Raw genomic sequence first — 18929 nt, 5'->3', positions numbered from 1 at the left:
GCTCGAAGCCGCGCTGCCTTATGCCGCGCTGCCTTATGCCGTCACGCTCACACCGTCACGTCCGCGCGCTTGACGGCCTTCTCCGTCACCGATGAAGCCGTCGCGACATGGCGCAAGTCCGCGAGGAACGTATCTCGCCATACCGACAGGTTGTTTTCGCGCAGCGGCGCCATCATGTCCGCGTGACGCGCCTGCCGCTCCGCGAGCGGCATCGACAGCGCGCGCTCCAGCGCCTCGGCCATCTGCGACAGATCGAACGGATTCACCACCAGCGCGCCGGGCAGCTGCTCGGCAGCGCCCGCGAACTGCGACAGCACCAGCACGCCGGGATCCGCGGGATCCTGCGACGCGACGTATTCCTTCGCGACGAGATTCATGCCGTCGCGCAGCGGCGTCACATAGCCGACCTGCGACTGGCGGAACAGCGCCATCAGCAGATTGCGCTCGTATTTGCGGTTCAGATACTGGATCGGCGTCCAGTCGAGCTGCGCGAAGCGGCCATTGATACGCCCCGCTTCGCCTTCGAGGGTCTGGCGTATGCGCTGGTACGTCTGCACGTCGGCGCGCGTCGGCGGCGCGATCTGCACGAGCGACACGCGGCCATGCCAGCCGGGCGCGTTCAGCAGCAGGCGCTCGAAAGCCTGGAAACGCTCGACGAGTCCCTTCGAATAATCGAGCCGGTCGACGCTCATGATCAGCTTGCGGCCACGCATCGCGTCGCGCATGCTGCGCACCTGCTTGCGGTCGCTGAACTGCTCGGCGGCCTTCGCGATCGCGTCGGGATAGATGCCGATCGGGTACGCGGCGACCTTCAGGAAGCGGCCGTACGCGTGAATCATGTTCTCGTCGCTCGACGTGCCGTGATGGCCGCGTTCGATGTAATCGACGAACGACTGCCGGTCCGCATCCGTCTGGAAACCGACGACGTCATAGCTGCACATGCACTTCACGAGCTCTTCGTGCGGCGGCACCGTCCGCATCACTTCCGGCACGGGAAACGGAATGTGCAGGAAAAAGCCGATCGGATTCTTCACGCCGAGATCGCGCAGGCAGCGCGCGAACGGCAGCAGGTGATAGTCGTGGACCCAGATGATGTCATCGGGCTTGAGCAATTCCTTGAGCTGCCTCGCGAGCGTCACGTTCACCCGCAGATAACCCGCGTATTCCTGCCGGTCGTAGCGCGACAGGTCGTTGCGATAGTGGAAGGTCGGCCACAGCGTCGCATTCGAGAAACCGCGGTAGTACTGGTCATAGTCGCGCTTGGTCAGCCCCACGGTGGCGTAGGTCACGTTGCCCTGCTTTTCGATGACGGGCGTCGACGGCTCGGCGGCGATTTCGCCACTCCAGCCGAACCACACACCTCCCGTTTCCTTCAGGGCATCCAGCACTCCGATTGCGAGACCGCCCGCTGCGGGGCGTCCTTCCTGAGTCGGCGCGACGCGGTTTGAAACGACGATCAATCTGCTCATTGCGGCTACACCTCATTTCAGTTGACTGTACATGCGGTGATACTTTCCTTACGGCACGCAAGTCCTATGCCGCTTTATCGAACGACGCAGAATAAAAATGTATGCAAATGTGACAGACGAGCAAAAACCCGCTGTCGGCGAGCCCGCGCGCAGCAGATTATTCGCTCGACGAACCGGCCCGAGGGGGCCGGGAAATGGACTTCAGGCGTCCTGTTCGGAGCCCAGGTCGCGCTGGTAATCCAGCCCTTCCTGGCGCGTGCCGCCCTGGTTGTGATCCCCGTCTGGCGGGGCGCCAGGCGCTGCGCGGTTCTCGTGCGCCGGATCGGGCGTGCTCGGTGGATTGCCCGTGCCGCCGGCTGGGCGCTGGTCGCGCTTCGAATGGCGCGCGGAGCGCCGCAATGCGGGATGTCTCATGATGGACGCCTCCAGGGGAAGGCCAGTGCCCGGACGAGGGTTCGCCCGAGCCGCATCACATAAGTCTAGGCCGATGAACGTAATTTGCCGGTAAAAAGTTCGGCGGTTTTGTAACGGGTACAGGTTTCAGGCGCGCCATTTGCGCTGCTCGCCGCCACGCCCGAATGCGGCGCGTCAAAACTCCGGCAGCAGTGTCATGCGGCCATTCGTATGAGGTGTTTGCGACGGTTGCGGCGGCGGATCGCCGATGGCGGGCGTGTCGGGTTCGACGGGTTCGCGCGTCGGGTCGGGGACGGTGTCGGGCTGACCCGGCTGCCCCGGTTCGGGCGGCGTTTCAGGCGTACCGGGTTCGGGATCGTGCGCGTGGATATCGTAGACGGCGTCGTGGTCCGGCATGATGGGCTCCCTGTTTTCGTTCGCTGTCGTCGTCGCTGATGCGCTTTCGACTGCATGAACGGAATTCAGCAAAGCCTGTGCCGTTCTGACGCCGTCCGCAGGGGTCGGACGGCGTCATCCAGCACGGGTGATGGGCGAACTCAGGCGTCTGCTTTACCGAGCGCCTGCGGCTCGTCGCTGACGTCGTCGCCCTCGGCGCGGCCCGCGTCGTTGCCATACTCGACGAGCCGGTTGTACAGCGTCTTCAGGCTGATGCCGAGAATCTCCGCGGCGCGCGTTTTGACACCGCCGCATTGCTCGAGCGTGGCGAGAATCAGCTGACGGTCTGCCTCGGCGAGCGACGTGCCGAACGGAATCGTGATCGCCGTGCCCGCCGTCGGCTTCGACAGCGAAATCTGCAGCGGCACCGTGGCGGTGGTGTCCGAATCCGTACCCGACATGATGTGCGCGCGCTGCACGTAGTTCTTCAGCTCACGCACGTTGCCGGGCCACGGGTACGACAGGAGCATCTCCCGAACGGCGGGCGGGAAGTGCTTCTTCGTGCCGTGCTGCTCGTTCAGTTCGTCGAGGAACGACTGCGCGAGCAGTTCGACGTCCTTGCCCCGTTCGCGCAGAGGCGGCAGGCTGATCGGAAACACGTTGAGGCGGTGATACAGGTCGAGGCGCAGCTTGCCTTCCAGCACGGCCTGCTCGGGATCGCGGTTGGTCGCGGCGATCAGGCGCACGTCGGTCTCGATTTCCTTCGTCGTGCCGACGCGCATGAACATGCCCGTCTCCAGCACGCGCAGCAGCTTCACCTGCAGCTCGATCGGCATTTCGGTGATTTCGTCGAGGAACAGCGTGCCGCCGTTCGCGCGTTCGAAATACCCTTTGTGCTGGCGGTCCGCGCCCGTGAACGCGCCGCGCTCGTGGCCGAACATCTCCGATTCGATCAGGTTCGGCGAAATCGCGCCGCAGTTGACAGCGAGAAACGCGTGCTTGCGGCGCAAGCTCAGCTGATGCAGCGTCTGCGCGGCGACTTCCTTGCCCGTGCCCGATTCGCCGACCAGCATCACCGACGCGGCCGTTGGCGCGACGCGGCTGATCTGGTCGTACACCTGCTGCATGACGCCCGAGTTGCCGAGCATCAGCCCGAAGCGGCCCATGCGCCGCAGTTCGCCGCGCAGCGTGCCGATTTCGGCCTTCAGGTCGCCCGCACGCGGCAGACGCGCGAGGATCGACTTCACGCGCTGCATGTTGATGGGCTTCACGAGGTAATCGGCGGCGCCCATTTTGAGAGCGCTCACGGCGGATTCGACCGTCGCGTGACCCGTGATCACGACGAATTCGACGCCCGAACGCGGATCGAGATCCTCGAACAGGTCGACGCCCGTGCCGTCAGGCAGTTTCAGATCGGTAAACACGACGTCCGGCATCTGCCGCACGAGCTGGATGCGGGCTTCGCGCAGGTCGCCCGCCGTCGCCGTCGTCAGCCCGTCTTCCGCGATGATGGCCGCAAGCGCTTCGCGGGTGCTCGGATCGTCATCGACAATCAATACATGTGGCATCGCGTATGGAAAGCTCGTAAGTGCTGGTAGTGAATACGCGCAGCATGCGTTCCGCCGGAAAGCCGCCAACGACGAAAGCGCCCGCGCACCGCGAATTCAAGCATACGCCTGCCTCGCGGCACCGAACGCCTCAACCGGAAGAACTTTCCGAATCAACGCACCCGCGCAACAATTGCTGTAATTTTTGCTAGTAAAGGCGCTTATTGTTGTTGTTTTTGATCATTATACGGCCTTACATCGAAAAAACATCAAGTCCGCATAGGCGGCGCAAGGGCGTCCGCCGCCGCGGATGCCGCCTCAGCTACGCGGGAACGGCCATGGATCGCTGTGATCGGCGCCGTTGCCGTTACGCAGATGCGTGGCGGGCGCCATCTGCGCGCCCGGTGCAGGTTGCGCGGGGTCCGTCACGGAGCCGCCCTCGCCTTCCCAGCGTGTCAGGTCGCGCGCGAGCGGCTGCTGCGCGGCACGCTGCTTTTGCACCCAGCGCCACGCCAATACGCTACCCACGGCGAACAGAGCGCCGAATACGCCGATTTTGGGTCGTGCCATCTTGAACTCCTGGTTGTCGTGAATGGAATGAACCGTCGCGCTGCGAGCGCGGCGCCGCCTCAGTGACGTTCAGCGCGCAGCGAGCAGGCCGAGCGCGAAGCCGATTCCGGCCGCGATACCGAGCGATTGCCACGGGTTTTGCCGCACATAGCGCTCCGTCTGGACGGTCGCGCTGCGGTAGCGCCGCTGTGCCGAGGTCTGCGCATCGGCGAGCGCGTGCTGCACGGAATCAACATGGGTGCGCAGCCGCTCGCGCAGCGCATCGAGACCTTCGCCCGGCACGGCCGCCGCGAGCCGCAGCATTTCTTCCGAATCGGTCAACAGCACGCCGAGATCCTGGACGATCTTTTGTCGACCAAGGGCGAGCTGTTCAGTGGTTTCCGTCATTGCAATCTCCTTTTCTGGCGCGGGGCCGGGACTTGTCCTGTTCCGACGGCGGCGGTTCCGGCCCGCGCCGCATCCCTCGCACCATCCACATGCCTTGCAACGGCCGTTCCCGGCATCCTTGTGCGATCCACTCGCGCGGGCCGAGTTCCCCGCGTCGCCGGGCTGTCGAAACAAAGCGAGACAAAGCGACGAAGCATGCCGCGAACGGACAAACTTGCCGATGCCGTTTTCCATTGACGCAAGTTTTGCCGGCATCGCGTACCGATCGTACGCCAACGTTTGCGCATTTCCCGTGAACGCGAAACTTGCATGCGCCTTGCCGGAAATAGCGCGCCAGTGGTTAAATTGCCTTTTGTGAGATAGTGGACCACTCTACAAAGGCAATCCACGCACTCGATACTGGCCTGCGCCATTCACGACACCCACCCGAAATTGCACAGGACACCCTTCGCTATGTCGTCAACCGATCTGGACTCGCCCGCCACCGAAGCCGATAGCGGCGGTGCGTCGCAGACGAGGCAACGCGCGGTCGACAACGTCCCGGGACTAAAGTCTTACGGCACGCTGTTCGGCTCGTCGCCCGTCATGCTGGATCTCTATGAACAGATCGACCGCGTGGCCGCGACGGATGCGACCGCGCTCATCATCGGCGAATCGGGCACGGGCAAGGAGCTGATCGCCCGCACGATTCACGAGCACAGCGCGCGCAAGGACGGCGCGTTCGTCGCCGTCAATTGCGGCGCGATTCCCGACGAACTGATCGAGGCCGAACTGTTCGGCCATGAAAAAGGCAGCTTCACGGGCGCGGTCCAGGGCCGCGTCGGCTATTTCGAGCACGCGAACGGCGGCACGCTGTTTCTCGACGAAGTCACCGAAATGGCGCCCGTGCGCCAGGTCAAACTGCTGCGCGCGCTGGAGACGGGCACGTTCTATCGTGTCGGCGGCACCGAGCTGATTCGTGGGGACGTGCGCGTGATTGCCGCGACCAATCGCGACCCGGCCGTCGCCGTCAAGGAAAACGGACTGCGCGAAGACCTGATGTACCGGCTCGCTGTGTTCCCGCTGCGCGCGCCGCCGCTGCGCGAACGCGAAGGCGACCGCGAACTGCTCGCGCTGCACTTTCTCGACGAGCTCAATCGCCAGGAAGGCACGAACAAGGTCTTCAGCAAGCGTTCGATGGAAACGCTGCGCACCTGGTCGTGGCCCGGCAACGTACGCGAGTTGAAGAACGCCGTGTATCGCGCGTTCATCCTGGCGGAGAAGGCGGTGGAGTTGCCGCATCCGCACCTGATGTCGCGCGTGAAGAAGCCCGTCACGGTCGGCGACTCGATGAGCGTGTGGATCGGCACGCCGCTCGCCGACGCGCAGAAACAGATCATCCTCGGCACGCTCAAGTATTGCGGCGGCGACAAGCGGCGTGCCGCCAAAGCGCTCGGCGTAAGTCTCAAGACGCTTTACAACCGCCTCAGCACGTACGGCGACGAAGAGTCGAATCCCGACGACAACTGACGGGCACGGGCGCGCGCACATTGCATTGCTGTGCGTGCCGGTTTTGCACTGCCTTCTTCTGATTCCCTTCGCGGCTTCGCGTGAAGCCGCGCCCCCTCTTCCCTCGAAACACACCGCGCGCGCCCACGCATGACTCGTTCAGGCATGCGAACTGCTCGTTGCCGGACCAGAAAGACCACGGCCTCGCAGCATCTTTTGCAATTGCTTGCATTTTCCCTATGCCAATTACAAAAGGCATCCTGCACAATGCCGCAGCGAAAAAATCAGACGTAGTCTGCCTCCGCGCAGGCGCGCTGCACGCGCCGAAGGCAAGAGCAGGAGCAATGACAAAGAATGCATAAAGCAACGCACCGTGACACGCACTCCGCGCAGCCGATCACCTGGCTCTCCCGGCGGCGTCCGAACTTCCCGAGCGTCATGCCAATTGCAGCACTGGCTGTCGCCCTCGTCACGGGGCTGAGCGGTTGCAGCTCGCTGTACTCGGAAGGCGCCACAGCGGGCGCCGGTATCGCCGGCGCGGCCATCGCGGCGAAGGTGACCAATAATGCCGCCGTCGCGACGGGTATCGGCCTCGGCGCCGTGGCGGCCGCGCGAGCGGGCGTGCAGTACTCGGAGCGTGTGATCCATCGCAATACCCAGGACAGCATCGCCGTGGCGGCCGGCCCGCTCGCGGTGGGCGCCGTCGCGCCGTGGAGCATCACGCATTCAGTGCCGCTCGAAGAAGACGAACATGGACGCGTGACGGTCAGCCGCACGATCAGCGCAGGCCAACTCGACTGCAAGGAGATCGTCTTCTCTGTCGACAAAACCGCGACCAAAAACGTGCCTGCGTCGAGCGCGTTCTATGTCGCGTCGATCTGCCGTGACGGCAGTGCGTGGAAGTGGGCGTCGGCCGAACCCGCGACCGAGCGCTGGGGCTCGCTGCAATGAACGCGCGCGAGGCAATCGGACACGCGAGCAGCGCGACGGCCGCGCGGCTCGCACTCGTCGGCGCGCTGTGCATCGGTGCGGGCGCAATCGTCAGCGGCTGCAGCTCGGCGTCCGTCGGCGCGGCGGCAGGCGCAGGCGCCGGTGCGGCGACGGGCATCGTCACGGCCAATCCCGCTGTGGGTATCGGCGTCGGCATTGCCGTGCAGGCGGCCACCGACGCAGCCGTCGCGCAATATCTGCGCGTGATGCACACGGATCAGCAGGACGTGATCGCCGCGCTCGCGGGCGCGATGCCCGTCGGCGAAACGCGCGACTGGAGCGTCAAGCACACGCTGCCCATCGAAAACGGTCACGGCCAGGTGCGCGTGACGCGTGCGTTCGCGTCGTCGCTCGCCATCTGCAAGGAGTTCGTGTTCTCGGTCGTCGACGGCGACAAGCCCGACTCGAAGGTCTACTGGTACACGGCGAGCGCCTGCCAGGGCGACAACAAGGGCTACTGGAAATGGGCATCGGCGGAACCGGCTGTCGACCGCTGGGGCAACCTGCAGTAACGCCAGGTGCCGGAAAAACAAAGGGGAGCCGCGGCTCCCCTTTGTCATTGCCCTGCCCCGCCTGTCAGGACTCGACGTCCTCGAGACTGAAGATCTCAGTCTGGTCGTTATACGAGAAGATCTCCGCATAACGGCCCCAGTTGATGACGGCATCGAGCGTCTCTTCTGCGGCGCTGTCCGACAGGAAGTCTTCCAGCTCCTGCTCGAAGCGCACGCGCGGCGCACGGTGGCCCGGACGCTCGTTCAGCACCTTCTTGATCCGCGCCGCGAGCGGCACGTGCTTGAGCAGATGATCGGCGAACATCAGCTTGCGTTCCTGCGTGCCGAACTCGGCGAACACGCGCGCAGGCGGCGTCAGGAAGATGTCGCCCTCGCGCACGTCCGCGAAACCCAGGTGCTGCAGCACCTCGGCGATCGGGAACAGATCGTCCACCTCCAGATGCAGCGAGCGCGCGATTTCCGGCATGTCCGCGCGGCCGTGATACGGCGCGGCGGCGAGCGTTTCGATCAGACCCGCCATCAGGTTGGTCGACACATGCGGCAGCCAGCTATGCAGCTCGAGTCCCTTCTTGGTCTTTTCGTCCGTCTGGCGCGCCGTCATCTTCGCGTAGATGTCGTCGACGAGACGCCGGAACGCCGGGTCCAGACGGTTGCGCGGATGCTTGAACGGCACCTTGATCTCGGCGATCACGCGGCCCGGGTTCGACGACAGCACGAGAATCCGGTCGCACATGAACACGGCTTCCTCGATGTTGTGCGTGACGATCAGCACCGACTTGATGGGCATGCGGCCCTGCGTCCACAGATCGAGCAGGTCGGTACGCAGCGTTTCGGCCGTCAGCACGTCGAGCGCGGAAAACGGCTCGTCCATCAGCAGCAGCGTCGGATCGACGACGAGCGCGCGCGCAAAGCCGACGCGCTGGCGCATGCCGCCCGACAGCTCGCGCGGATAGGCGTTCTCGAAACCGTCGAGACCGATCAGGTCGATCGCGGCGAGCGCGCGTTCGCGGCGAGCGCGCGCCCCGACGCCGAGCGCTTCGAGACCGGCTTCCACGTTCTGCAACACGGTCAGCCACGGGAACAGCGCGAAGGTCTGGAACACCATCGCGACACCTTCGGCGGGCCCCTTGAGCGGCTTGCCCATGTAGGTCACTTCGCCATCCGTCGGCTCGATCAGCCCGGCGATGATGCGCAGCAGCGTCGACTTACCCGAGCCCGAGCGCCCCAGCAGACCGACGATCTCGCCTTCGCGCAGCGACAGATTCGCGTCGTCGAGAACGAGCAGTTCGCCTTGCGTCTTGTTGAATCCGCGGCATACGTCCTTGACGCGCAGGATTTCTTCGCCGAGGCGCGGTGGCATCGGCGGCGTCTGCATCGGCGTGGCAGCCGTTACGGTTTTCGGATTTTGCATCGCGTTTTGCCTTCAATGAATCTCAATCGAGCCGCAGGCGGCTTTCGGCGTAGGCGTACAGCGGACGCCACAACACGCGATTGAAGAGGGACACGAACAGGGACATCACCGCGATGCCCAGAATGATCTTCGGATAGTCGCCCGCGGCCGTGTATTCGGCGATATACGCGCCGAGCCCGTGCGCGGCAAGCTTCGTATTGCCCCACTGCACGGCCTCCGCGACGATGCTCGCGTTCCACGCGCCGCCCGAGGCCGTGATCGCGCCCGTCACGTAGTACGGGAAGACGCCCGGCAGCATCGCCTGACGCCACCATTGCCAGCCGCGGATGCGGAAATTCTTCGCGGCTTCCTTGTAGTCGTTCGGATAGGCGCTCGCGCCCGCAATCACGTTGAACAGGATATACCACTGCGTGCCGAGCACGATCAGCGGCGAGAGCCAGATGTCCGGGTTCAGATCGAACTTGACGATCACGATCACGAAGGCCGGGAACAGCAGGTTCGCGGGGAACGCGGCGAGGAACTGCGCAACAGGCTGGACTTTTTCGGCCAGCGCGGGACGCAGCCCGATCAGCACGCCAACGGGCAGCCACACCACTGAAGCGAGCGCGATCAGCAGCGTCACGCGCAGCAGCGTGAGCAGGCCCAGCACGAAGACATGGCCGACTTCATCGAGCGTGACGCCCGTGCGCACATAGGCGATCACGCGATAGACGACGTAGGCCGTCGCCAGCACGACGATCACGGCCCACACGATATCGCCCGTCTTCGACGACTTGTGCTCCGCCGGCTTCGCGAACCTCACCGCGCTCATGCTCGGCCAGCGGATCGGCACGCGCGCGGCCTTCGCGAACATCCAGCCGATCGGAACGAGCAGACGGTGAATCAGGCGCGTGCGGCGGATCAGGTCGAGCAGCCACGACTCGGGCGCGTCGCCGGAACTCGTGTTCTCCATGCGGAACTTGTCGGTCCACGCGACGAGCGGACGGAACAGGAACTGGTCGTACGCGAGGATCACGACCGTCATCGTCAGGATCACCCAGCCGATCGCGTGCAGGTTCTTGTCGGCGATGGCCTGCGCCAGATATGCGCCGACGCCCGGCAGCGTGATCGTGTGATTGCCGACCGTGATCGCCTCCGACGCCACCACGAAGAACCAGCCGCCCGACATCGACATCATCATGTTCCAGATGAGGCCGGGCATCGAGAACGGCACTTCGAGCTTCCAGAAGCGCTGCCACGACGTCAGATGGAAACCCTTCGACACTTCGTCCAGATCGCGCGGCACCGTGCGCAGCGACTGGTAGAAGCTGAAGGTCATGTTCCATGCCTGGCTCGTGAAGATCGCGAAGATCGCGGCCAGCTCGGCGCCCAGCACGCGCGACGGAAACAGCGCGAGGAAGAACGTCACCGTGAACGAGATGTAGCCGAGCACGGGCACCGACTGCAGGATGTCGAGAATCGGCACGAGCACCTGGCCCGCGCGGCGGCTCTTGGCCGCGAGCGTGCCGTACACGAGCGTGAAGATCAGCGACGCCACCATCGCGGCGAGCATGCGCAGCGTGGTGCGCAGCGCGTACTCAGGCAGATTGGCCGGGTCGAGCGAGATAGGCGCGCTCTGCAATGTCGAGATGGGCGCCATCGTTTCGTGGAAGCCGACGACGGCCATCGCGATCAGGCAGATGATCAGCGGGAAGGCGATGAAGTCCCAGCGGTTGGGCAGCACCCGCCAGGCTGACGCATTGGCGGTGCGATTCAGGGTGAAGCTGAACAGATCCATCAGGCAGCCTCCCGTTCGCAGCGGGACGCAGCCACGCAGCAAGCCGTGATGGCTACGCTCGCGCCGTCATGGATGGCGGCGGCACGACGGTCCGAGGTTCGATCCGGAAAGCGGAATTCAGGCATGGCAAAACGCAAATGCGCGGTAAATCGTTGGCGTTGAATACGCATTGGCCGGCGACGAATACGTTGCGCGGCGCCCCGTGCGGGCCTGCACTTACGGCCGACGCGATCGTGTTGCGCGGGCCGCCGCCAGCAGACCGGCGAGCTTTCCTCATTTTGGACGGCACGACACTACTACAACCTGTGTGACAGAAACAACCGTTGACATTCAAATGTCACGCCGAATGGTTCTACAAAGGCTTCTGTAAGCGGCAGGCCGCGTGCGGCAAGGGGACGGGCTTGCCACCCGCTTGCAGCGAACCGTCGCGCGCGAGCCACATCCCGATCCACATCCCATTCGCCCCGCCGCTATTCAGAAAGTCCCGCCAGAGGCCGTTAATACTCCACACGGGCTCTCGCGCGCGCAAATCCTGACTGGCGTCGGGCCGTGCGGCGGTTAAAATCGGGGAGCGGCGAGAACCTGCTGGCCGCCGGCGACGAGGACGGCGGCGCGGCGCATTATCCTGGCTCCGTGCGGCGCACGGCAAGAATCGACAGGAACGGCCCAGCGCCAGCGCGTTGCAACGAGAGACGTTGTTGCATGAATCAGTCAGACGGATCAGAGGGTCGATGAAAAGGACAACCTTGCGCCAGGCATTGGGACCGGCCAGTTTCGTACTGGTCGTGCTCGCATGCTGGTTCGCATCCGGCCTGGTCGCGGACCGGATGGTACAGCAAGAACTGGATACCGCACTGCGCCAGCAGCGGCAGATGTCCGCCTCGATTGTCTACAACATGGCCGAAGTGATCGCGAGCGATCTGGCCATGTCCCGTGCCATACCCGCCACCATGGCCGAGCTGGGCGTGATCCAGCAGGCTCTGACGCATTCGCAGAATTATGCCGCTTCAGGCGTCGACCTGGAACCCGCGCACCGCGAAGAGCTGTTGAAATCGCCCGAACTGGCGGGCATCGACGGCTTTTTGCGCGATGCCCAGGGCTTCTCGGGCCTCGACATCATCTGGCTCGTCAACGCCAACGGGCTGTGCGTCGCCGCGAGCAACGCGCAGAACACGCATTCGTTCGTCGGCCTCGACATGCGCTCGCGCAGCTATCTGACCAACGCCCTGCTCGGCGCGTTCGGCGAAGCGTACGGCGTCGGCCGCATGAGCGGCGAGCCGGGCATCTTCATTTCGGCGCCCGTCTACGACGACGGGCTGCTGGTCGGCGCGATCGTCGCCAAGGTCGGCATCGCGCGGCTGCGCCACTGGGTCGCGCACGCGGGCACCTTCGTCACCGACGACAACGGCGTGATCATCATGGCGCACAACGCGGCGCTCGAAGGCCAGGCGATGCCCGCCTCGCGCGTCACGCAGATGAGCGCTGGCGAGCGCATGAGCACCTACCATCGCGACCGCTTCCCCGCCGTCCAGATCCGGCCCGTGAAGAGCCAGGTGCGCGGCGATGCGCCGTGGGTGCCCGCCGAAATCGCCGACCAGCTGTTCGACATGCCCGGCCAGCCGATCCCGACGCTCTACCAGTCGCGCAGCGGCCTGAACTCAGGTCTGTCCGCGCATCTCGTCGATCCGCTCGTCGCCTGGCCCGAACTGATGCGCAATCACAAGCGCGACCATCTGCTGGTGTTCCTGACGCTCGCGGGCACGGTGGCGCTCGCGTGGGTGATCACCGTGTCGTATCTGCGCGAGCGGCGCCATCACCGTGCGACCCGCGTGCTCGCCGAACAGCTGCAGTCGGCGAACACGCTGCTGTCCGCGGAAGCGCGTCACGACGCGCTGACGGGCGCGCTGTCGCGCCGCTACTTCCTCGACCTGTTGCGCCATGAGATCGATCGGGCCCGCGCGACGGGCGAACCGCTGTGCATGGCGATCGCCGACCTCGATCACTTCAAGCAGATCAACGACCGCTTCGGGCACGCGGCCGGCGACCGCGCGCTCGAGCATTTCGTCGACACCTGCCGTTCCGAGCTGCGCGGCAGCGACGCGATCGGCCGGCTCGGTGGCGAAGAGTTCGGCATTCTGCTGCCCACCACGCCGCTCGGCACGGGACTCGAAGTGGTCGAGCGCCTGCGCGTGCGGCTGAAGGCGATGCCGTCGTCGAAGCTGCCGCAGTCGGTGGGTCTGAGCGTAAGTATCGGTATTACGGAGCTGTCGGCGGAAGACCTGCCCGAGCGCATCATCAGCCGCGCGGACCAGGCGCTCTATGCCGCGAAACAGGGCGGCCGCGACCGCAGCGAAGCCGTGCCGCCCGACGACACCGCGCCGCCGACGCGCGCGCCCGTCAACGTCTGGTAATCGTTATTGCCAGCGGGTCTCGAAGGCAGGCGAGCGATGCACGCCGCATTGCGCGTGTCCAGCCCGCCGGGCAAGCGGAGCACAAGCAGGTATCATCGGCTTTCATACGAAAGTTGTGATCACTGCTTTACGCTCCCCCGGAGGTTCGCATGAAGGGAAATCTGGTCATCGTCTGCCGCGATCAGGACGCTGACGCTTTCGACCATCTGCTCGCAGAATACGGCGCGTTTCAGACGCGCCTGTCGTCGACCACGTGGTATCTGAAACTGGACGTGGCGCCCGAAGTCATACAGGACGAGATCCTCGCGCGTCTTGGCAAATACACGACGCACTACATCTTCGAGGCCGACACGGTGACGTGGAACACGGTGGACAGCGAAGCCGCCGCCGCGCTCAACACGCTCTTCACCGAGTAAAGCGCAACGCGTTGTTCGCGGGGCCTTTCGCAGCACTCACGCCCCTCTCTCTTGCAACGCCGCGCAGCCTGACGGCGCGGCGCATAGCACTCACCAGACGCTTTCCGACGCCGCCGCCGTGCGTGTCACCGATTCCAGCGGAAACGTCATCTGCACGCGCAAGCCGCGTCCGCCGCTCGCCGCATCGTTATTGCCGATCTGCCATTCGCCGCCCGCGCGCCGCACGAGCCGCTCGACGATCGCGAGGCCGAGGCCGCTGTGGCCGTTGCCGCCGCGGGCCGGATCGAGCCGCACGAACGGACGGCTCGCGTTGATCAGATCCTGAGCGGCAATGCCGTTGCCATTGTCGGTGACCGACAGCGTGAAGCCTTGCGGCGTGCGCGCCGTCGCGACGACGACGGGCGGCGCACCATACGCATGCGCGTTATCGAGCAGATTGGACAGGATCCGGTCGAGCGTCGCGGCAGGCAGCCTGAACCCGGCTCCCGCGCGCAGATCGGTCTGCACGGTCGACGCGCCGCCCGAGACGGCGCGATAGCTGCGCACCACACGCTCGCACTGGCCGTCCACGTCGACGGGCTCGCTGCGATCCGCGCCGTCATGCGCAAACACCAGAAACTGCTCGACGATGTGAGTCATCGAATCCACGTCGCGCACGACGCCGTCGCGCATCTTCGCTTCTTCCATCATCTCGGCGCGCAGACGCAGACGCGCCAACGGCGTCTTCAGGTCATGCGCGACGCCTGCCAGCATCACCGCCCGATCGTGCTCGGTGCGCGCCACTTCCTGCACCATCTGGTTGAAGCCGTGCGTCAGCTGCCGCAATTCCCGCGGACCGCGTTCGCGCACGGGCGGCACAGGCAGCCCGCGCCCGAAGCGCGTCACGGCCTGCGCAAGCGAGCGCAGCGGCTGCTGCAGCTGCCACGCGGCAAAAAGCGCCGCCATCACGCCCGCCGAGAAGATGATGCCGAGCCACAGAACCATCCGGTCGAGCGAGCGCGGCGGCCGCAACGGCTGCACGGGCACGACGATCCAGCTGGCGTCGCTCGCCGCGCGCACCCACAGCGTGGGCGGCTTGCCGGGCGTGCCGACGCGCACCTGCGTCGAAGTGGGCAGACGGTCGCGCACGTCGTCGACGAAACGGTTGAGCGGCGGCGGCAGATTGGGCACTTCGGCGGGCACGTCCGCGCTCGCGGGATCGACGAGGCGCACGCGCGACGGCAACGGCTGATCCGGCTCGCGTCTTACGTGATCGCGCACCGCATCGACGAGGAACACGGCCTCTTCGACGGCATAACGCGTCTGCGACTGGTTGCGCTCGAAGCGCACCAGCAGGTACCACGCGAAATGCGACACCAGCAACACGCACACCACGAGCAGCGCCAGCCGCCCGAACAGCGAATCAATTGGGCGCCGCATGTTGCTCGCCGTCGGGGACGAACACGTAGCCGCGTCCGCGTACTGTCTGAATGAAGCGCGGCACGGACGGATCGGTTTCGAGAATGCGCCGCAGGCGCCACACCTGCACGTCGATGCCGCGGTCGGTGCCGTCGTATTCGGGACCGTGCAGCAGTTCGAGCAGGCGCTCGCGCGTGAGCGTGCGCATCGGGTGATTGACGAAAATCTTCAGGAGCGCGAATTCGCTGCCGGACAGCGTCAGCGGCTTGCCTTCCTGATGCAGCGCGCGCGACTGGAAATCCAGCGTGAAACGGCCAAACGAGAACGGTTCGCGCTGTTCGGGCGCGGCCGCCGACGGCAGCGTCTTGCGGCGGCGCAATACCGCCTGCACGCGCGCCAGCAGTTCGCGCGGATTGAACGGCTTGCCGAGGTAATCGTCCGCGCCGAGTTCAAGCCCGACGATGCGGTCCACGTCGTCGGCACGCGCGGTGAGCATGATGACGGGGATGTCGTCGCCCGAGGCGCGCAGCTTGCGCAGCGCCGTCAGGCCGTCGACGCCCGGCATCATCAGGTCGAGCACGATCAGGTCGGGCCGTTCGCGCTCGATACGGCGTTCCAGGGAGCTGGCGTCGTGCAGCACCGAAACCTCGATGCCCTGACGGGCCAGGTAGTCGCGCAGCAGGTCGCGCAGTTCGACGTCGTCGTCGACGACAAGAATTTGAGTAGCCATGTCTCGAAGTGTAACGCGCACCCCATCGGGTTTCCGACCCATCCGACCCGCCAAAGGGTTACCGGGTGTTACTGCGAAAGGCGCACGTAATGTCGCGTAACTTCCGCAAGGATACGCGTAACACGGCCCCCGTTCGATGCCTCTACGCTGTGCCTTACCGAATGCACGCCAGTCCACCTTCGAGACGGGCGGCATCGTCGGCCAGTTGATCAAGGAGCACAGTCATGTCCAAAAAAACATCACGCTTTCTCGCCGTTGCCGCTGCATCGCTTGCACTGAGTCTCGGGTCCGCCTTCGCCGCGCAGCCGTCGGACGCCCCCGGCGGTCCTGGCATGGGACACGGCGGTCCGGGCTGGCGTCATGGCGGCTTCATGAAGGAACTGAACCAGTTGCACGGGCAACTGAAGCTGAACGCGGACCAGGAAAAGTCGTGGCAGGCCGCGCTCGACACGATGAAGCAAAGCCATGAAGCCGAACGCGCGAATCGCGAGCAGATGCGCCAGCAGTTCAAACAGATGCAGCAGCAGCCGATCCTCGACTTGAACGCGATGCACGCCGCGCATCAGCAGATCGAGCAGAAGGATGCGCAGCTGCGCGAACAGACGGCGACGGCATGGCTCAACTTCTACAACGGTCTGAACGACCAGCAGAAGACCACCGTCAGCACCGCGCTCAAGCAGCACTTCGCGAAGATGGAGCAGCGTCATGAAAGGATGCACGAGCGTTGGGAGAAGCATCGCGGCGATGCGGCGGCTTCCGCTGTGAAGCCGTAAGCGGAAAGCGCTTCCGCACAAAAAAGAAACGCCGCGGAAGGCAGCTTCCGCGGCGTTTGCTCATGGTCCGCCGCAAACGTGCGGACGCAAGCAGCGTTACGACGACGCTTAACGCAACTGTCCCAGATCGAACAGCAGCACTTCAGCAGCTTCGCCGTTTTCGACGGTGACGTTCCCGGCATCGGTCACCATCGCGGCATCGCCTGCCTTCAGCGCCTCGCCGTTAACCGTGACGGCACCGCGCGCGACGTGCACATACGCCTGCCGCCCCGCCGCGAGCGTATATTCGGCGCGCTCCGCGCCATCGAACAGTCCGGCGAGGATCGACGCATCGGCGTGGATCGTCACCGAACCGTCGCGGCCTTCCGGCGACGCCACGACGCGCAGCCGTCCACGCTTGTCTGCGTCTTCGAAGCGCTTTTCCTCGTAGCCCGGTGCATCGCCCGCGCGCTTCGGGATGATCCAGATCTGCAGCAGATGCAGCGGATCTTCCTGCGAGCCGTTGAACTCGCTGTGCATCACGCCCGTGCCCGCGCTCATGCGCTGTACGTCGCCCGGACGGATCGTCGAGCCGTTGCCGAGGCTGTCGCGGTGCGACAACGCGCCGTCGAGCACATAGGTGACGATTTCCATGTCGCGATGCCCGTGCGTGCCGAAGCCCTGCCCGGCGGCGATCCGATCCTCGTTGATCACGCGCAGCGGACCGAAGTGCATGTGCTCGGGATCGTGGTAGTCGGCAAACGAAAAGCTGTGCTTCGCGTTCAGCCAGCCGTGGTTGGCGTGGCCACGCTCGTCGGAACGGCGGATCCTGATCATGTGACTCTCTCGTGAAAATTGGCGATGACAGGAATGTATGGGCTGCGCACGGGTAGAACAATCCGCGCCGCCGCACCGGATCGTTTCAGAAATGACGGCAATGACGCAAGGCCGCAAGGCCGCGCGATGCGCCCTGCATCGGCCGCCTCGCCGCTTCGAAAACGGGCGGCGGACTGCCGCAGCGTCGCCGCGCACCCGCATGTCTCTGGCGGCAAAGGGCTTTTTCCCACGGAGACTACTGGCACCGCCCGCCGGTTCGGGTAAAATACCGCGCTTTTTGGAACGGGTCGGCACGCGTCGCGCGTGCGGACGGGCCGCCCGGCGAGCTGGCGGCCGCCCGCACGCCAGGAAAAACGCGCAACGGTCGTCTCTGGAAGGGGCGTCGGACGGCAACAGCACCGAAACAATCCGCCGCCAGTTCGGGGCAGCGCATTTTTGTCCGCCTAGAATGGCGACGGCCGCGAGCCGCTGCCGTCGCCGCGCGCAGGCGCCGCGGCGACGGGAAGTCAGGAGAAACATGAAGAAGTACGCACTGTGCGTGGCGCTCGCCGTCATGGCTTCGGGAGTCATGGCAAAAGAATGGAAAACCGTGCGCATCGGGGTCGACGCCAGTTATCCGCCGTTCGAGTCGATCGCGCCGGGCGGCCAGATGGTCGGTTTCGACGTGGATCTGACGAAGGCGCTGTGCGCGAAGATGAACGTAAAGTGCGTGTGGATTCCGCAGGATCTCGACGGCATCATCCCGGCGCTCAAGGCCAGGAAGTACGACATCATCGTGTCGTCGCTGACCGTCACCGACAAGCGCCGCGAGCAGATCGACTTCTCCGGCAAGCTGTTCGACGCGCCCGCGCGCATGATCGCGAAGAAGGGCTCGCCGCTGCTGCCGACGGCGCAGTCGCTGAAGGGCAAGCGCGTGGGCGTCGAGCAGGGCTCGACGCAGGAAGCGTACGCGAAGGCGTACTGGGAGCCCAAAGGCGTGACGATCGTGCCTTACCAGAACCAGGATCAGGTGTACGCGGATCTGGCGACGGGGCGTCTCGACGCCGCGTTGCAGGACGAGTTGCAGGCCGACTCCGGCTTCCTGAAGACGCCGCGCGGCAAGGACTTCGCGTGGGCGGGCCCGGACGTGAAGGACGCGAAGACGATCGGCGAAGGCACGGCCATCGGCGTGCGCAAGGAAGACGGCGATCTGAAGGCGATGCTGAACAAGGCGCTCGCGGGCGTTCACCAGGACGGCACGTTCACGAGGCTCGAGAAGCAGTATTTCGACGTCGAGATCTATCAGAGCCGCTAAACGAATCGCCAGCGGCGCTAACACAAGCTCGGGGCTGGCCCGGATGGGCCCGCCAGCGAGCTTCGTAATACAGTCGGACCCAGCAGCAGATCAGGCAGCAACCCAGCAGCAAACGCAGCAAAAAACGCAGCAAAAAACTCAGCAACAGACG

At 65.0% G+C, this 18929-nt stretch carries 18 protein-coding genes; 7 read left to right on the top strand and 11 right to left on the bottom strand.

Features of this window, described 5'->3' with window-relative positions:
- Positions 1–47 precede the first annotated feature (47 nt).
- The 6 genes from otsA to FRZ40_RS16640 all read right to left on the bottom strand — a co-directional run bounded on the left by otsA (position 48) and on the right by FRZ40_RS16640 (position 4762).
- Positions 48–1469, bottom strand: coding sequence for an alpha,alpha-trehalose-phosphate synthase (UDP-forming) (gene otsA, locus FRZ40_RS16665; protein ID WP_147234738.1), 1422 nt, complete (start codon positions 1467–1469; stop codon positions 48–50).
- 201 nt (positions 1470–1670) lie between these two features.
- Positions 1671–1883: a hypothetical protein gene (locus tag FRZ40_RS16660; RefSeq protein WP_028365630.1), complete on the bottom strand. Its 213-nt coding sequence runs from the start codon at positions 1881–1883 to the stop codon at positions 1671–1673.
- A 174-nt stretch (positions 1884–2057) separates the two neighbouring features.
- Entirely contained in the window at positions 2058–2279 is a 222-nt protein-coding gene (locus FRZ40_RS16655; RefSeq protein WP_147234737.1) for a hypothetical protein, read from the bottom strand.
- Positions 2280–2419: 140 nt separating this feature from the next.
- Positions 2420–3826, bottom strand: coding sequence for a sigma-54-dependent transcriptional regulator (locus FRZ40_RS16650; protein WP_028365632.1), 1407 nt, complete (start codon positions 3824–3826; stop codon positions 2420–2422).
- Between the two features lie 297 nt (positions 3827–4123).
- Positions 4124–4375, bottom strand: a complete 252-nt coding sequence (locus tag FRZ40_RS16645) for a hypothetical protein (RefSeq protein WP_028365633.1) — start codon at positions 4373–4375, stop codon at positions 4124–4126.
- Between the two features lie 69 nt (positions 4376–4444).
- The gene (locus tag FRZ40_RS16640) at positions 4445–4762 is read right to left on the bottom strand and encodes an ElaB/YgaM/YqjD family protein (protein WP_147234736.1); all 318 of its coding nucleotides are present in this window, start codon (positions 4760–4762) and stop codon (positions 4445–4447) included.
- 453 nt (positions 4763–5215) lie between these two features.
- Here FRZ40_RS16640 and FRZ40_RS16635 point away from each other — a divergent pair, with 453 nt between their 5' ends.
- The 3 genes from FRZ40_RS16635 to FRZ40_RS16625 all read left to right on the top strand — a co-directional run bounded on the left by FRZ40_RS16635 (position 5216) and on the right by FRZ40_RS16625 (position 7752).
- Positions 5216–6271: a sigma-54 interaction domain-containing protein gene (locus tag FRZ40_RS16635; RefSeq protein WP_028365635.1), complete on the top strand. Its 1056-nt coding sequence runs from the start codon at positions 5216–5218 to the stop codon at positions 6269–6271.
- A 417-nt stretch (positions 6272–6688) separates the two neighbouring features.
- Positions 6689–7201 (top strand): hypothetical protein, encoded by a 513-nt coding sequence (locus tag FRZ40_RS16630; RefSeq protein WP_028365636.1) that lies wholly within the window; start codon positions 6689–6691, stop codon positions 7199–7201.
- Positions 7198–7752, top strand: coding sequence for a hypothetical protein (locus FRZ40_RS16625; protein WP_028365637.1), 555 nt, complete (start codon positions 7198–7200; stop codon positions 7750–7752). Before FRZ40_RS16630 ends, FRZ40_RS16625 begins: the two co-directional genes overlap by 4 nt.
- 64 nt (positions 7753–7816) lie before the next feature.
- Here the strand turns inward: FRZ40_RS16625 and FRZ40_RS16620 are convergent, their stop codons facing one another.
- Both FRZ40_RS16620 and FRZ40_RS16615 read right to left on the bottom strand, forming a co-directional pair.
- Positions 7817–9163 carry an ABC transporter ATP-binding protein gene (locus tag FRZ40_RS16620; RefSeq protein ID WP_028365638.1) on the bottom strand — a complete coding sequence of 449 codons (1347 nt, stop codon included), beginning with the start codon at positions 9161–9163 and terminating at the stop codon, positions 7817–7819.
- A gap of 22 nt (positions 9164–9185) precedes the next feature.
- Positions 9186–10940: an ABC transporter permease gene (locus FRZ40_RS16615; protein WP_147234735.1), complete on the bottom strand. Its 1755-nt coding sequence runs from the start codon at positions 10938–10940 to the stop codon at positions 9186–9188.
- A gap of 731 nt (positions 10941–11671) precedes the next feature.
- On the opposite strand from FRZ40_RS16615, the gene FRZ40_RS16610 reads away from it, so the two are divergent.
- Both FRZ40_RS16610 and FRZ40_RS16605 read left to right on the top strand, forming a co-directional pair.
- Positions 11672–13351, top strand: coding sequence for a sensor domain-containing diguanylate cyclase (locus tag FRZ40_RS16610; protein ID WP_028365640.1), 1680 nt, complete (start codon positions 11672–11674; stop codon positions 13349–13351).
- 149 nt (positions 13352–13500) lie between these two features.
- A complete protein-coding gene (locus tag FRZ40_RS16605) occupies positions 13501–13767 on the top strand; it encodes a hypothetical protein (RefSeq protein WP_028365641.1) in 267 nt (88 codons plus the stop codon).
- Positions 13768–13857: 90 nt separating this feature from the next.
- On the opposite strand, the gene FRZ40_RS16600 is transcribed toward FRZ40_RS16605, so the two are convergent.
- Both FRZ40_RS16600 and FRZ40_RS16595 read right to left on the bottom strand, forming a co-directional pair.
- The gene (locus tag FRZ40_RS16600; RefSeq protein ID WP_028365642.1) at positions 13858–15186 is read right to left on the bottom strand and encodes an ATP-binding protein; all 1329 of its coding nucleotides are present in this window, start codon (positions 15184–15186) and stop codon (positions 13858–13860) included.
- Entirely contained in the window at positions 15170–15895 is a 726-nt protein-coding gene (locus FRZ40_RS16595) for a response regulator (protein WP_028365643.1), read from the bottom strand. Before FRZ40_RS16595 ends, FRZ40_RS16600 begins: the two co-directional genes overlap by 17 nt.
- A 224-nt stretch (positions 15896–16119) precedes the next feature.
- On the opposite strand from FRZ40_RS16595, the gene FRZ40_RS16590 reads away from it, so the two are divergent.
- Positions 16120–16668 (top strand): Spy/CpxP family protein refolding chaperone, encoded by a 549-nt coding sequence (locus tag FRZ40_RS16590; RefSeq protein WP_147234734.1) that lies wholly within the window; start codon positions 16120–16122, stop codon positions 16666–16668.
- A 108-nt stretch (positions 16669–16776) separates the two neighbouring features.
- Here the strand turns inward: FRZ40_RS16590 and FRZ40_RS16585 are convergent, their stop codons facing one another.
- Positions 16777–17484 (bottom strand): pirin family protein, encoded by a 708-nt coding sequence (locus FRZ40_RS16585; protein ID WP_028365645.1) that lies wholly within the window; start codon positions 17482–17484, stop codon positions 16777–16779.
- A 517-nt stretch (positions 17485–18001) separates the two neighbouring features.
- On the opposite strand from FRZ40_RS16585, the gene FRZ40_RS16580 reads away from it, so the two are divergent.
- Positions 18002–18778: an ABC transporter substrate-binding protein gene (locus tag FRZ40_RS16580; RefSeq protein WP_147234733.1), complete on the top strand. Its 777-nt coding sequence runs from the start codon at positions 18002–18004 to the stop codon at positions 18776–18778.
- Positions 18779–18929: the final 151 nt, after the last annotated feature.

It is taken from the genome of Paraburkholderia azotifigens, from assembly GCF_007995085.1.
GTDB lineage: Bacteria > Pseudomonadota > Gammaproteobacteria > Burkholderiales > Burkholderiaceae > Paraburkholderia > Paraburkholderia azotifigens.
Note: the sequence above shows the minus strand (reverse complement) of the source record. Positions and strands in the feature narration are given on the sequence as shown.